Annotated in this window: 12 protein-coding genes, 1 tRNA gene and 1 pseudogene; 6 read left to right on the top strand and 8 right to left on the bottom strand. The window is 59.3% G+C overall.

What is annotated here, in order from left to right; translation table 11 throughout:
- Window positions 1-79: 79 nt before the first annotated feature.
- A complete protein-coding gene (gene uvrB / locus EL257_RS09370; RefSeq protein ID WP_126361906.1) occupies window positions 80-2,095 on the bottom strand; it encodes an excinuclease ABC subunit UvrB in 2,016 nt (671 codons plus the stop codon).
- Window positions 2,096-2,432: 337 nt separating this feature from the next.
- Here uvrB and EL257_RS09365 point away from each other — a divergent pair, with 337 nt between their 5' ends.
- Window positions 2,433-3,629 (top strand): amino acid aminotransferase, encoded by a 1,197-nt coding sequence (locus tag EL257_RS09365; protein WP_126361904.1) that lies wholly within the window; start codon window positions 2,433-2,435, stop codon window positions 3,627-3,629.
- Window positions 3,630-3,863: 234 nt separating this feature from the next.
- Window positions 3,864-4,064: a hypothetical protein gene (locus EL257_RS09360; protein ID WP_126361902.1), complete on the top strand. Its 201-nt coding sequence runs from the start codon at window positions 3,864-3,866 to the stop codon at window positions 4,062-4,064.
- Here EL257_RS09360 and EL257_RS09355 read toward each other — a convergent pair.
- Window positions 4,061-4,291 (bottom strand): hypothetical protein, encoded by a 231-nt coding sequence (locus EL257_RS09355; protein WP_126361900.1) that lies wholly within the window; start codon window positions 4,289-4,291, stop codon window positions 4,061-4,063. The genes EL257_RS09360 and EL257_RS09355 overlap by 4 nt on opposite strands.
- 219 nt (window positions 4,292-4,510) lie before the next feature.
- Between EL257_RS09355 and EL257_RS09350 the strand changes: the two genes are divergently transcribed.
- Window positions 4,511-4,586, top strand: a tRNA-Asn gene (locus EL257_RS09350).
- 226 nt (window positions 4,587-4,812) lie between these two features.
- Here EL257_RS09350 and EL257_RS09345 read toward each other — a convergent pair.
- Window positions 4,813-6,336, bottom strand: coding sequence for a nucleobase:cation symporter-2 family protein (locus EL257_RS09345; protein ID WP_126361898.1), 1,524 nt, complete (start codon window positions 6,334-6,336; stop codon window positions 4,813-4,815).
- Window positions 6,337-6,590: 254 nt separating this feature from the next.
- On the opposite strand from EL257_RS09345, the gene EL257_RS09340 reads away from it, so the two are divergent.
- A complete protein-coding gene (locus EL257_RS09340; protein WP_126361896.1) occupies window positions 6,591-6,875 on the top strand; it encodes a BrnT family toxin in 285 nt (94 codons plus the stop codon).
- A 3-nt stretch (window positions 6,876-6,878) separates the two neighbouring features.
- Window positions 6,879-7,214, top strand: a complete 336-nt coding sequence (locus tag EL257_RS09335; RefSeq protein ID WP_126361894.1) for a BrnA antitoxin family protein — start codon at window positions 6,879-6,881, stop codon at window positions 7,212-7,214.
- Here EL257_RS09335 and EL257_RS09330 read toward each other — a convergent pair.
- The 4 genes from EL257_RS09330 to EL257_RS09315 all read right to left on the bottom strand — a co-directional run bounded on the left by EL257_RS09330 (window position 7,211) and on the right by EL257_RS09315 (window position 11,487).
- A complete protein-coding gene (locus EL257_RS09330) occupies window positions 7,211-8,044 on the bottom strand; it encodes an arylamine N-acetyltransferase family protein (RefSeq protein WP_126361892.1) in 834 nt (277 codons plus the stop codon). The two genes, EL257_RS09335 and EL257_RS09330, sit on opposite strands and share 4 nt — an antisense overlap.
- A gap of 101 nt (window positions 8,045-8,145) precedes the next feature.
- Window positions 8,146-8,940 carry an exodeoxyribonuclease III gene (gene xth / locus EL257_RS09325; RefSeq protein ID WP_126361890.1) on the bottom strand — a complete coding sequence of 265 codons (795 nt, stop codon included), beginning with the start codon at window positions 8,938-8,940 and terminating at the stop codon, window positions 8,146-8,148.
- Between the two features lie 84 nt (window positions 8,941-9,024).
- Window positions 9,025-10,467 carry a mechanosensitive ion channel family protein gene (locus EL257_RS09320; protein ID WP_126361887.1) on the bottom strand — a complete coding sequence of 481 codons (1,443 nt, stop codon included), beginning with the start codon at window positions 10,465-10,467 and terminating at the stop codon, window positions 9,025-9,027.
- 153 nt (window positions 10,468-10,620) lie between these two features.
- On the bottom strand, window positions 10,621-11,487 hold the full coding sequence (locus EL257_RS09315; RefSeq protein WP_126361885.1) for a pirin family protein: 867 nt from the start codon (window positions 11,485-11,487) through the stop codon (window positions 10,621-10,623).
- Between the two features lie 147 nt (window positions 11,488-11,634).
- Between EL257_RS09315 and dkgB the strand changes: the two are divergent.
- Window positions 11,635-11,724: pseudogene (gene dkgB / locus EL257_RS09310) on the top strand (2,5-didehydrogluconate reductase DkgB); the annotation flags it as partial.
- A 3-nt stretch (window positions 11,725-11,727) separates the two neighbouring features.
- Here the strand turns inward: dkgB and EL257_RS09305 are convergent.
- Complete coding sequence (locus EL257_RS09305; RefSeq protein WP_126361883.1) at window positions 11,728-14,943, bottom strand: transporter substrate-binding domain-containing protein; 3,216 nt, start codon at window positions 14,941-14,943, stop codon at window positions 11,728-11,730.
- Between the last annotated feature and the right edge of the window lie 3 nt (window positions 14,944-14,946).

Here is a 14,946-nt window from a genome sequence, read left to right as displayed (position 1 = left end):
CGAAGGCTGCGATCTTTTGACTTTGATTGTAAAAACGAGATCAAAAGATCGCAGCCTTCGGCAGCTCCTACAGGACTTGTCATACCGCTAACAATCGCTCGCGCAGTTTGGCAATCTCATCACGCATCTGCGCCGCTGCTTCGAACTCCAGATCCCGCGCCAATTGATACATTTTCTCTTCCAGCGCGCGAATGCGTTTGGTGATCTCACTCGGCGAGCGCAGTTCGGCTTCGTATTTGGCGTTTTCTTCGGCGGCCTTGGCCATGCCCTTGCGCTTCTTGCTGCGCGAGCCCGGCACCGTGGCGCCTTCCATGATGTCGGCGACATCCTTGAACACGCCTTTCGGAGTAATGCCGTTGGCCAGGTTGAACGCTATCTGCTTGTCGCGACGACGCTCGGTCTCGCCAATCGCCCGCTCCATCGAACCGGTCATACGGTCAGCGTAAAGAATCGCCCGGCCGTTGAGGTTCCGCGCCGCGCGGCCAATGGTCTGGATCAGCGAGCGCTCGGAGCGCAGAAAGCCTTCCTTGTCGGCATCGAGAATCGCCACCAGCGACACTTCTGGCATATCCAGGCCTTCGCGCAGCAGGTTAATGCCGACCAGCACATCGAAAACGCCGAGGCGCAAGTCGCGGATGATCTCGACCCGCTCGACGGTGTCGATGTCCGAGTGCAGATACCGCACGCGCACGCCGTGGTCGGCGAGGTAATCGGTCAAGTCTTCGGCCATGCGTTTGGTCAGTGTGGTGACCAGAACACGCTCTTCGACGGCCACGCGCTTGGTGATTTCCGAGAGCAAGTCATCGACCTGCGTCAGTGCCGGCCGTACTTCGACCTGCGGGTCTACCAGCCCGGTCGGGCGCACGACTTGCTCGACCACGCGGCCGGCGTGTTCAGCCTCGTAATTGCCCGGCGTCGCCGAGACGAAAATGGTTTGCGGGCTGACCCCTTCCCACTCGTCAAACCGCATCGGCCGGTTATCCAGCGCCGAGGGCAGGCGGAAGCCGTATTCCACCAGAGTTTCCTTGCGCGAACGGTCGCCCTTATACATCGCACCGACCTGCGGCACGCTGACGTGGGATTCGTCGATGACCAGCAAGGCATCGGCCGGCAGATAATCGTAAAGCGTCGGCGGCGCCGCACCGGCCGGCCGCCCGGACAGATAGCGCGAATAGTTTTCGATGCCGTTGCAATAACCCAGCTCGAGGATCATCTCCAGGTCGAAACGGGTGCGCTGCTCAAGTCGCTGGGCTTCGACCAGCTTATTGTTGGAGCGCAGGTACTCGAGGCGCTCCTGCAGTTCGACTTTGATGTGTTCGATGGCGTCGAGCAGGGTTTCCCGGGGCGTTACATAGTGACTTTTCGGGTAGAAGGTGAACCGTGGCATCTTGCGGATGACTTCGCCGGTCAGCGGATCGAATGCGGAAATGCTTTCGACTTCGTCATCGAACAGTTCGATGCGGATCGCTTCCAGGTCGGATTCCGCCGGGAATATATCGATCACATCGCCGCGCACACGGAAGGTCGCACGGGCGAAATCCATGTCATTGCGCGTGTATTGCAAATCGGCCAGTCGCCGCAGCAGCGCACGCTGATCGAGCTTGTCGCCGCGATCGACGTGCAACACCATCTTCAAATAGGTTTCCGGGCTGCCCAGGCCGTAGATGCACGACACCGTGGTGACGATAATCGCGTCTTTGCGCTCCAGTAGCGCCTTGGTCGCGGACAAACGCATCTGTTCGATGTGGTCGTTGATCGAAGCGTCCTTCTCGATGAAGGTGTCGGACGACGGCACATACGCTTCGGGCTGGTAGTAATCGTAGTAGGAAACGAAGTATTCAACGGCGTTGTTCGGAAAGAACGCCTTGAACTCGCCGTACAGCTGCGCCGCGAGGGTTTTATTCGGCGCCAGCACCAAGGTTGGACGCTGCACTTGCGAGATGACATTGGCGATGCTGAAGGTCTTGCCTGAGCCGGTCACACCGAGCAGCGTCTGGTGTGCCAACCCGGCTTCGATACCCTCGACCAACTGGCGGATCGCTTGCGGCTGGTCGCCGGCAGGCTCGAAGCGGGTGACTAGCTGGAATTGAGACATACACACCTCTGGTATCGCGGCCTTCCGAGCAAAGCGGAGCACCACGTGGACGACCGCAAACGACCGGTGTCGCGCAAGAAAAAACCTGGATTGTGCTCAATGTGGTGGCGACTGCCTCACCTTTCAAGGCAAACGTCCTACATCCGGTAAAGACTCTGACAAGGCCAAGCGACTAACGGTCGACAAATATTCGGGAAAAGTTAGCGGAAAAGCCGAATCGCCTGTCGCCATCGCCGAGTAATGGCCTCTATACTAGCTCCCCGTTTGTGCACCGCTCTAGTGCATCCGGCTGGAGCGCGACACGTCCCTCCACTCCCCATTCAGAGCCGCCGTAATAATGAGCCTGTTCTCCGCTGTCGAAATGGCACCCCGCGATCCAATCCTGGGCCTCAACGAAGCATTCAACGCCGATACCCGGACCACCAAGGTCAACCTGGGCGTGGGCGTTTACTGCAACGAAGAGGGGCGAATTCCCCTGCTGCGCGCGGTGATCGAAGCCGAGACGATTCGCGTCGCTCAACACGCTTCGCGCGGTTACCTGCCGATCGATGGCATCGCTGCCTACGATCAGGCCGTGCAGAAGCTGCTGTTCGGCAACGATTCGCCGCTGATCAGCGCCGGTCGTGTCGTCACCACTCAGGCCGTCGGCGGTACCGGCGCACTGAAAATCGGTGCTGACTTCCTCAAGCAGCTGCTGCCGAACGCCGTTGTGGCAATCAGCGACCCAAGCTGGGAAAACCACCGCGCGCTGTTCGAAACCGCCGGTTTCCCGGTGCAGAACTATCGTTATTACGATGCCGCCACTCACGACGTTAACCGCGCCGGCATGCTCGACGACCTCAACGCCCTGCCGAACGGCTCGATCGTGATCCTCCATGCGTGCTGCCACAACCCGACCGGCGTCGATTTGACCCCGGCGGACTGGAGCAACGTCCTGGAAGTGGTCAAAGCCAAAGGTCACGTGCCGTTCCTCGACATGGCTTACCAGGGTTTCGGCGACGGCATCGATGAAGACGCCGCTGCCGTGCGTCTGTTTGCCGAATCGGGCCTGACGTTCTTCGTCTCGAGCTCGTTCTCCAAGTCATTCTCGCTGTACGGCGAGCGCGTCGGCGCTCTGTCGATCATCAGCGAATCGAAAGAAGAAAGCGCACGCGTGCTGTCGCAGGTCAAACGCGTGATCCGTACCAACTACTCCAACCCGCCGACTCATGGCGCGAGCATCGTCGCCGCTGTGTTGAACAGCCCGGAATTGCGCGCGCAGTGGGAAGCCGAACTGGCGGAAATGCGCCTGCGGATTCGCGGCATGCGTACGCAGATGGTTGATCTGCTCGCAGCGAAAGCACCGGGCCGCGACTTCAGCTTCGTCGGCCGTCAGCGCGGCATGTTCTCCTACTCCGGCCTGACCACTGAACAAGTGCATCGCCTGCGTAACGAGTTTGGCATCTATGCCCTGGACACCGGCCGCATTTGCGTGGCCGCGCTGAACCAGAGCAACATCAAGGCTGTGACAGACGCGATTGTTCAGGTCATCTGATTTCGCCCTGCGATGAAAAACGGGAAGCCATGATGGCTTCCCGTTTTTTATTTGCCCGGAAAACTCCTTGCAACCTCTAGACTGCACACAATTCAAATTGTAGGAGCTGACGAGTGAAACGAGGCTGCGATCCGTTGATCTTGTCTTCGAGATCAAGGTCAGGATCAACAGATCGCAGCGTTCCGCAGCTCCTACCGGTTTTGTCTACACCCGAGAATATTGAAGAGAAGCCTGATGAAAAACGACAACCTGCGCGCCGACCGTGACGATCTGGATGATTTCATCCCGCGCGCACCGGCCAAGCGCGAAAAAAGTCTGGTGCTGCAAATCGCCGCCGGGGTATTCCTCGGTGGCCTGGTCCTGTGGCTGGTGCAACTGGCAGCGACGGCGGCCTATGCCAAGCTGATGCTCGGCACAATTACCTTTGGCGGTTAAGCCAGTTCCGACGAGCGCTGGCTGGCGGCATCGTCGTAAATCACATACAGCGATTCGGCAACCTGGCTCTTGATAGCCTTGGCGCTTTCAAGACCGAGGACGAAACCTTCAGCCTTGCCGCCCGCGCGGTTCAATTCGTCGGCGGTGCTGGCCTGAATGATGGCGTCGAAGAGTTTTTCAGCGTGCGGGCCGATGCCTTTGGGCAGGCTGATCTGTGCAGTGCTCATGCGAGCACCTCGTTGTTGCGAGTGATTTGAGTCATGGCGCGTACCTATGCGGCGAATGGCCGGCAGCGCGTGTCACCACTTCCGGGCTGCCATGGTAGACCCCCGAGGCGTTTCTGGTAACCGCCAATCGCTGACAAAATGCCGTTCGTCCCGAGGAATCGCAAAAGTCACCAACCGATGCTTGACTTCTCTTTTTGAATCAGTAACATACGCACCAATTCCGCAATAGCTCAGTTGGTAGAGCAAGTGACTGTTAATCACTGGGTCCCTGGTTCGAGTCCAGGTTGTGGAGCCAAATAGCAAAGCCCCTGAATCGCAAGGTTCAGGGGCTTTTTTGTGGGCGCTCGAAAAGATACAAGATCGCAGCCTGCGGCAGCTCCTACACAGGTTCCATATTCCGCCCATTTGCGGATGAACACCGCACCTGTAGGAGCTGCCGAAGGCTGCGATCTTTTGATCTCAAAATGAAAAAGGGCCGACCTGTACAAACAGATCGGCCCTTCTCTACTCAGCTACAACCGTCAGACATGTTCGCTGCTTTTCACCAGCACCTTCGGCGCGCCATGCCCATGATCGTGGTCATCGGGCTCGATCACCGGCACTTCCTTGCCATCGCAATCATGCAGCTTGCCGTCGCTGAAGTAATCGCCTTCGCGCAACGCCGCCAGATCACGATAGCGCAGGGTCCGCTCTTCCGCTGCGGCAAACACCGACTGCTGATCCGAGTTGCCCGTGGTGAAGTGGTTGAAGGCCAGGTTGAGCAGAATCGCCATGATCGCCGACGAACTGATCCCCGAGTGGAAAATGGTCGCGAACCAGCTAGGGAAGTGATCGTAGAAGTTCGGCGCGGCAATTGGAATCATGCCGAAGCCGATCGAAGTGGCAACGATGATCAGGTTGACGTTGTTGCGATAGTCCACCTTCGACAGCGTGCGAATGCCGCTCGCGGCCACGGTGCCGAACAGCACGATGCCGGCGCCACCCAGCACCGAAGTCGGCACCGCCGCGATGACCCGCCCCATGAACGGCAGCAGGCCGAGGACCACCAGGAACAGACCGCCCGTGGCCACCACGAAACGGCTCTTGATGCCGGTCACTGCCACCAGCCCGACGTTCTGGGCAAACGCGCTTTGCGTGAAAGAGCCGAAGATCGGCGCGAACATGCTCGACAGCATGTCGGCGCGCAGACCGTTGCCCAGGCGCTTGGAATCGACCTTGGTGCCGATGATCTCACCGACGGCGAGGATGTCCGCCGACGTTTCCACCAAAGTCACCATGACAACAATGCACATCGACAGGATCGCTGCGAAGTGGAAAGTCGGCATGCCGAAATGGAACGGCGTCGGGAAGCCGAACATCGGGCCGGTAGTGACCCCGGAGAAATCCGCCATGCCGAGAAACACCGCCAACACCGTACCGATGACCATGGCCAGCAGAATCGACAACCGTGAAATCGTCGAGCTGCCAACCTTGCTCAGCAGCAATACCAGCACCAGTGTCACGGCGGCCAGGCCGATGTTCTGCATGCTGCCGAAGTCCGGCGCGTGGCTATTGCCGCCCATGGCCCAACGTGCGGCCACCGGCATCAATGTCAAACCAATGGTTGTGATCACGATGCCCGTTACCAGCGGCGGGAAAAACTTGGTGATGCGTGAGAACACCGGCGTGATCAGCAAGCCGATCAATGACGCCGCAATCACCGCGCCCAGCACCGACTGGAAACCGCCCTCCCCGCCACTGCTGACGATCGCAACCATGGTCGCTACGCCGGAGAACGACACGCCCTGCACCAGCGGCAATTGACAGCCAAAAAACGGTAGACCCAGGGTTTGCAGCAGCGTCGCCAGCCCCCCCGCAAACAATGAAGCAGCAATCAACAAACCAATATCCGCCGGCGACAGCCCGGCAGCCTGACCGATGATCAATGGCACCGCGACGATGCCGCCATACATGGTCAGAACATGTTGCAGGCCGTAAGCCATATTCGCGCCGACCCCGAGATTTTCGTCCTCGGGCCGTTGGTGTGAAACATGGGGCGTTTTCATGGTGGGGGGTTCCCTGGTTTTTGTTATGGGCACACTGTATTCAATACTCGGGACAAATGTCCATAGAGTTGTATACAACTTATCAGTCACAAATTGAATAGGTAGCCATCCAACCTTCTAGCCCGCCTCTTCCATCCCCCACAAATCCGGCAACACATCCCCTCCGGCATCGTCGTTCGCTGTTACTACGCTGAAGTGCTCATGGCGACCGACGGTGCGGTCGCGCCCTTTTTTATACATATAAAGTATGCATAATGAAGTCATTCAAGATTCAGTACGACAAAAGCAAGAACGCAGCCAACAAACTCAAGCACAAAGGCATCAGCCTCGCTGAGGCAGAACCGGTCTTGCACGACGAACGCGCACTGACCGTCGAGGACAATGACCATGACGAGCAACGCTGGATTTCCCTTGGGCTCGATGGCAAAGGACGTTTGCTGGTCATCGCATACAGCTACCGTGAAACAAATGTCGTTCGAATTATTTCTGCACGTCTCGCGACACCGAGCGAACGGCGCACCTATTTTCTGGAGGCTTGATCAATGAAAGATGAATACGACTTTTCCCAAGGCAAACGCGGTGCTGTGGCGCCCAACAAGGGTAAGACCCGCATTACCATCATGCTCGATGACGCAGTGATCGAGGCGGCGCGCACCGCTGCGGAAAATGAAGGGTTCGGTTATCAGACCGTGATCAACAACACGCTCCGACAGGCGTTGCTCGACAACCCTCGCGCAGCGGATCGGGCTGAGGATGCGGGCGTTTCCGGGCAGTTCAAAAAAGGTATTACAGCCACTGACCTCAAGAGTCTCGAGCGCAAGCTGTCGGCGGCCATCGGTGAAATTCGCCGGGTGCTGGAGCCGGTTGTGAAGCCCTAGACCGAGACTGGCGTGATCACCCGCGCCAGCGATTGCCGTACTGGCGCGGAGTCAGACAACTTAACGCCAAACTCATGCTCGATCACGCCGAGCAGTTCGTCGACATCCGCCAGCTCGCGCCGTTGGCTGTCCGCACCGGTGCGATGCAGAGCAAAACTGCCACTGTTGAGCGTCTTGCGCCAGCCATCACCGGTGCGTGCAATCATCAAGCGCTGGGCGAACGGTGAATCTGGATGGGTCGAGACGTACCAGTTGCCAACGGTGTAATCGATGTCTTCCTGGCGTTGCAGATCGAACAGATACATCGGCCGCCACTCGCCCGTCACGTACGCACGCAAAAGGTAGCCATCGGCCTGTTTCTCAATGCGATAGGGTTCGTGCGGGGTAGCTTGCTCGGCGTCCGTGTCCAGCAGCAGCGGCGCAGTCGGGACCATGCCGCCAAAGCCGACGTCGGTGATGTAGCGCACGCCGTCGAGGATCACCACGCTCAAGCGGTGCGTGCGTGCCGTCCAACTGCCCTCGGGCTGATTCATGACCACGCGCCCGCTGATGGCCCGAACCTCGAAGCCCAACTCACTCAGCAGTGCATAGAACAGATAATTGAGTTCATAGCAGTAACCACCGCGCCCGCCCACGAGAATTTTCCCTTCGATGGACGGCAGATCGATCAACACCGGCGCGCCGGTGACTGTCGCCAGATTCTCGAAAGGAAACACGCCGGTGTGGCGCGACTGTAGTTGGCGCAAAGTCTTGAGAGTCGCTGCCGGCGGCGCATCGAAACCCAGGCGTTGCAGGTACAGCTTCAGATTCTTCAGGCGTGGCTCGCTCATTGCTCGTTCCTTAGGCATCGGGCCGCACGTCACTGCGCGGTTGGTCCGCCATGTATACGGGATCCGGCGCCAATTTCGACAATTGCTTTCGCCAATCGCGTTTAGCGCTTCTTGCGTGAGCCAATGCGAATCCATGTCGGCGCATGATCGCTGGCGTGTGGTTCATTGCGCACCCAGGCGTCGACGCCAGCCTCATGCAAATACGGGCTCAGTGCCGGATTGAGCAGGAGATGATCAATGCGCAAACCGGAGTTTTTTTGCCAGTGCTGGCGGAAGTAATCCCAAAACGTATACAGGCGATCGTTTGGATACAGATGGCGCAGCGAATCGGTCCAGCCTTGATCGAGCAAACGCTGGTAACACTCGCGGCTTTCTGGTTGCAACAAGGCGTCCTTGAGCCATGAGCGCGTGTTGTAGATGTCCATGTCGGTGGGCACAACGTTGTAGTCACCCGCCAGCACCACCGGATGATCGCTGCTTTGCAGGTCTTTCGCGTAGCTGATCAGCCGCTCGAACCAGGCCAGTTTGTAATCGAACTTCGGCCCCGGTTGGGGGTTGCCGTTGGGCAAATACAGGCAACCGACCAGCACGCCGTGCACCGCGGCCTCCAGGTAACGACTGTGCTTGTCATCAGGGTCGCCCGGCAAACCGCGCCGGCTTTCCAACGGTTGCGCATCACGGGCAAGAATCGCCACGCCGTTCCAGGACGCCTGGCCATGCCAGATCGCGCCGTAACCGGCGGCTTCCAGCTCGGCGGCGGGAAACGCGCTGTCGACCGATTTGAGTTCTTGCAGACAGGCAATGTCCGGCTGCTCGCGTTTGAGCCAATCAAGCAAATTCGGCAACCGCGCGCGCAGGCCGTTGACGTTGTAAGTGGCAATCCGCAGGTTTTTCATCGTCCGCAACTCCTGCCCGGTGGGGATTAGAAATTGTGACCGTGGCAGCGCCGTGCGGGTTGCATTCAATCTTCGCGGGTTGCCTCAGACCCGATTGCGCAGCCATTGCAGAAAACCTTTTTTCGCAACGGCCACCGGTGCTTCCTCGGTCAACGCTTGCGCTTTGTGCAGGCGGTAATCGAGCAGCGTCTGCATCGCGTCATGGATGTCGTGGCGGGCATCAAGGCAAGGCTTGAGGTAAGTCTTCTCGATGCGATACAGCACGCAGAAGGTCTTCGCCGAGAAATCCGCTGGCAATGCGGTGTCAGAAAGAATCCCCGCCTCGCCAATCACCTCGCCCGGCCCCATGCGTCCGGATTCGAACGGCGCGCCATGGCGCATGAGAGTCACCGAGACCACGCCAGACTCGATAATGAACAGGTGATCACTGACCTCGCCGCCCGCCAGAATGATTTCTCCCGCGCGGAAAGTCTGATGACTCATGTTCTGGCTGAACGTGTCTTTCTCTTCCTGACGCAGCGTGGAAAATATCGGCGAACTGTCGAGCAATGCCCTTGGCCGCGACAGCAGACTCGGCGCACTGCTCTCATCGCTCGACAGCAGATTCACGCCGGATGCCTGCAAATGCCGATAGGCCAGATCGAACAACTGATTGCGCACTACGCGTTTCTCGCCCATCGACGCCACAAACCCGCTGATTTCATATTCCGCGCCGCTGCTACCGGAGCTTTTCAAGGCGACGCTGGGCGCCGGCGTGTCGAGCAACTGCCGACAACCCTGCATCGCCCGCTCCAACGCATCGATGACCGAGTTGGGGCGCGCATGGGGGCTGACCTGCACGCTGACTGCCACACCGAACATGTTGCTCGGTCGGCTGAAATTGATGATTTTCGCCTTGGCCGCCAGGGAATTGGGAATCACGGCCATGCTGCCCTGACTGGTTTGCAGACGTGTGGCCCGCCAATCAATGTCGGTGACCCGGCCTTCGGTGCCATCAATGGAAATCCAGTCATCCAGTTGATAAGGCTTGGTGGTGTTGAGGACGATCCCGGAAAACACGTCGCTCAAGGTACTTTGCAACGCCAGACCGACGATGATCGCCAAGGCGCCGGAGGTCGCCAGCACGCCTTTGACCGGCAGATCCAGGACGTAGGCAAGCGCCGCGATGATCGCAATCAGGAAAATCACTGCGCCAAGCAAGTCCTGCAACAGCCGCCCGGTGTGGCCGACGCGTTGCATCATCACGGCGCCGATCAACACGGTCAGGGTGCGTGCCCCGAACAGCCACCAGCCGATCTGCAACCCGGTCGCCGCCAGATGCAGCGGCACATTGTCCGCCCACGGCGCAGGCTCCATCGGATTGAGGCCTTCGTTGAACAGCAACACGCTGAACAGACTGAAAATCAGCACGCGCACCAACAGTTTCCACTCGCTGCCATGGGAACTGATCAAGCGCCACAGACCGAGATCGACAACGATCAGGATCAACGCACAAACCAACGGGTGTTCAGTGAGCAGAGACAGCATCAAACCACTCCGACGAAGGCCAATCGCGAGAAGATCGCACAGATCGGGCAAGTGTAGGAGCTGCGGCACGATGCGATCTTTTGATTTTTAAAAAACAAAGTCAAAAGTCGCAGAGCTACCGTTGGATTGCGCGTTGTACGTGGCGGTGGCGCGTCAAGCGTGCATGCGGCCGAAGCGGCCGGACTGGAAGTCGGCGAAGGCCTGGTGGATTTCCTGCTCGGTGTTCATCACGAACGGGCCGTGGCCAACGATCGGTTCGTCAATCGGCTCGCCGCTGAGCAGCAACACCGTCGCATCCTCGCTGGCTTCGAGGGTCAGCTGATGACCGTCGCGCTCGAACAGGGCCAACTGTCCCTGGTGCATCGATTCCTCACCGTTGAGCTGCACCGAACCTTTCAACACCACCAGCGCCGTGTTGCGACCTGCGTGCACATCCAGCGTCAGCAACTTGCCGGCGTTCAGGCGCAGATCCCACAGGTCGATCGGGGTGAAGGTGCGCGATGGGCCAGTGCGACCATCGAACTCGCCGGCGATCAGGCGCAGGCGGCCGGCGTTGTCCTTCAGCGCAATATTCGGAATGTCGCTGTCGAGAATGGTCTGATAGCCCGGCGCGGCCATTTTGTCCTTGGCCGGCAGGTTGACCCACAATTGCACCATTTCCAGTTTGCCGCCGGTTTTGGCAAAGTTTTCCGAGTGAAACTCCTCGTGCAGGATTCCCGACGCCGCTGTCATCCATTGCACATCGCCTGGGCCGATGACGCCGCCGCTGCCGGTCGAATCGCGGTGCTGCACTTCGCCGTCGTAAACAATCGTCACGGTTTCGAAACCACGGTGCGGATGCTGGCCGACACCACGCCGTTCGGTCGTCGCGGTGAAGTCGGCGGGCCCGGCATGATCGAGCAACAGGAACGGGCTGATGTGTTGCCCTGATCTGTCGTAGGAAAACAGCGTGCGAACCGGAAAACCATCGCCGACCCAATGGCCGCGCGGGCTGGTATAGATGCCGATGAGTTTTTTCAAGGTCGTCTCCGATTGAGTGTGTGACGCAATGGATTGAGCTTAAATCCCTGACGACCGATGCACTAGACCGTAAAAATCGGCCTCAGCGTTCTATCTGGGGGACGATGACAGTGTTTGAGTCGGCGGTGCCTTGATCGCCATCAGGCCTTGAGTGACGCGGATATCGCGCTGATTGCCACGCTGGATCGCGGCCATCGTCTGACCAGTCCAAAAGGCATCGCGCCGGCCTGGGATTGACGCTCAAACCCGCAAACGTTGCGCGAGCTGTTGCATGACCTCGCGCAACGCGCTGATGGCAGAGTCGACCGCTACCGCCTCGGTTGCCTGGCAAGCGCGTTCGAGGTCAACGCAAGCCGAGACCAACCGCGCCGCACCGACCATTTGCGCGCCACCCTTGATATGGTGGGCCAGATCACGCAAACCACTGCGGTCAGGCGTGTGAATGAAGTCGGCGAGCCGTCGCAGGTCGTGGTTCAAACTGTTCAACACTTCGTTGCGCAAGCGATCCATCACCGCGCGATCGTTGCCGGACATCTGCTCCAGCGCGGTAAGGTCAATTTCCGGCAACTCAGTCTCCACCGTCGGTTCGTCTTGATCATCAACCTGGCTGAAACTTTTCAACGCCTGTTCCAGATCACTCAAGCGGATCGGCTTGAACAGACAATCGTCCATTCCGGCGTCGAAACAGCGCAAGCGCTCCTCGGCCTGCGCATTCGCGGTGAAGCCGAGAACCAGACACGGCACGCGCCCGCTCCGCGCCTCCTCTTCACGAATCGCTCGCGCCAGTTCGTAGCCATTGCGCCGGGGCATGTTGCAGTCAGTGATCAAGACATCGAACGGTTGCGCTCGCCAGCGCTCGAGTCCCAGTTCACCGTCGGGGGTGTCGACGGTGCGATGCCCCAGTTCACTCAATTGCCAGCACAGCAACAAACGGTTCACAGGGTGATCGTCCACCACCAGAATGTTGAGTGACCGTGCCGGTACTGCTGGAGTTTCAGGCCCAATCGGGCGCGGCGCCAGAGGCTCCAGCAACGGCAAGTCGAGCCTCACCTCAACCCGCGTGCCGCGACCCGGTTGACTGTCGAGGCGCAGGGTACCGCCCATCATTTCGCAGAGGCTGCGGCTGATCACCAGCCCCAGGCCAGAGCCGCTACGTGCGTCAGAAGGATTGCCCGCCTGGACGAACGGGTTGAACAGCTGCTGTCGATCCTCGGCGCTGATGCCAATGCCACTGTCTTCGATGATCACCCTCACGGCCAATCGCTCGGCGTTGCTCGCGGCCAACCCAAGTTGCAATCGCACCTCGCCTTCTTCGGTGAACTTGATCGCGTTGCTGAGCAGGTTCGACAGCACTTGCTTGAAACGCGTCGGATCAATCAGCACATCGACGTCACTCTGCGCATCCACATCAATGTGCCAGAGCAGGCGCTTCTGGCGTGCCAGCCCTTCGAAAACCCGGCACACCGACAGCACCATTTCACGCAAATTGGCGCGCTCCGGGGCGAGTGAAAGGTGCCCGGATTCGATCCGCGAGATATCGAGTATGTCGCCGATCAACGCCAACAATTGCTGCCCGGCATTCGAGGCGACCTGTATCGCCAGGCGATCGGTCACGCCTTCCTCGGCGCGTTTCAGCGCCAGCTCGAGCATGCCGATCAGGGCATTCATCGGTGTGCGGATCTCATGGCTCATGGTTGCCAGAAATGTGCTTTTGGCCCGATTGGCGTCATCGGCAATATCCTTGGCTTCCTGCAACCGTTGCAGCCAGTGCTGGCGCTGGCGAATCTGCCGGCGCTGAAACCCGATCCACACCAGCGCCAGCACCAGCAAGGCTGCAGCAGCGGCAAATCCGAGAACGATTTCGCGGCGATGACGCAGCCAATAGCTTTCATCCACCACCACATCGTGGCTCCAGCGCTCGACCAGCTCATCCATTTGCTGCGGCGCAATGCTCAGCAAGGCCTTGTTCAATATAGAGTGCAGCGTCGCGGATTGCGGCGACGTGGCGAGCGCAATACGTGCCGGTTGATCACCCACCGTGCCGGTGATGCGCAGGCGCTCCCGGTATTGACGCGCGATCAGATAACGCGCCACCAGCAAAGAGCTTACCGTCGCGTCGGCGTGACCTTTGGCGATCAGCGCCATGCCAGCGGCCGGGCTGCTGACGTCGATGAAACGGATTCGAGGTGCGTTCGCCGACAAATATGTGCGTAACGGATGGCCGCGATAAATCGCCAGTCGTTTGCCCTGAAGATCATCCAGCGTGAGCGGTTTTTGCGCCGCAGCCGCAGCGACCAGCACAAACGGATTATTCAAATAGGCGCGGGTAAAATGCAGTTCGGCTTCGCGCTCGCTGCTGGGGGTGACCACCGGCAACACGTCGATTTCACCGGCCTTGAGCTGTTCGATCTGCCGATCCAGCGAGCTGCCGCGCACCACTTCGAATTGCAACCCGCTGCGCTGACTGATCAGGTTCAGCAGTTGTGCTGACAAGCCGCTGAAGCGGCCGTCGGCGTCAAAGAATGTCAGCGGCGCAAAATCTCCGATGACGCCAACCCGCACCCGCGGATGCTGATCGAGCCACGCCTGTTCACTGGCACTGAGTTGTACCCGCGACAGCTCGGCCATCTCCGCGAGACCGGCGCTCCAGCGCAGCTCGATACGCTGACGCAGCTCCATCGGGATCGCGGCCAGCGCCTTGTCGACAATACGCTTGAGTCGCACATCGCGGCGCAGCAAGGCAAAACCGAATGGGTTGGCATCCAGACCTGCCGGCCCGGCCAGTTGCAGGTCGTTACGATAATTGGTGTTGATCAGGTAATTGGCGCTGATGAAATCGCCCAGGTACACATCGTCCGCACCAAACGCCACGGCGCCCAAGGCATCCATCGCCGAGGAGTAGCGCCGCACATCTGCCTGCGGATAAACCCTCTGCACGGTGGACAATGGCAGGTAGTCCTCGACCATGGCGATGCGTGTGCCAGCGCGTTCCGCCAGCTGCGGTTTTTCGACCGGCGTCACCAGCATTGGCTGATCTTCCGCGTAGGCCTTGGACAGGACGATTTCGGGGTCGGCGGTTTCGAACTGGTTGGAGGTGCCCAACAGATCCAGCTCGCCGTCCTTGAGCGCCGCCATCAGAGTCTGACGGTTTTCATAGCGGCGTACTTCAATCCTGACGCCAAGCAGTTGCGCCAGCAGATCGGCGTAATCGGCCGTCAGGCCTTCGAGCTCATGCTGGTTGCGGGTGATTTCAAACGGTGGATAGTCACGCCCGGAAACGCCCATGCGTAATACCGGATGCTGCAGCAGCCATTGGCGGTCCTGCACGTCCAGCCGCAATTGAACGTTATTCAGGGCCGAACGCGTGAGTACCTCCAATACTTGCGGCGCTTCAGCGGCCCCGCAGCTCGCTGCAAAACCCCACCCGAGCAAGCCGATCAGCCACGTCAGCCTCATACC

It is taken from the genome of Pseudomonas fluorescens (assembly GCF_900636825.1).
GTDB classification, from domain to species: Bacteria; Pseudomonadota; Gammaproteobacteria; order Pseudomonadales; family Pseudomonadaceae; genus Aquipseudomonas; species Aquipseudomonas fluorescens_BG.
This window is presented reverse-complemented; position numbering and strand designations above follow the sequence as displayed.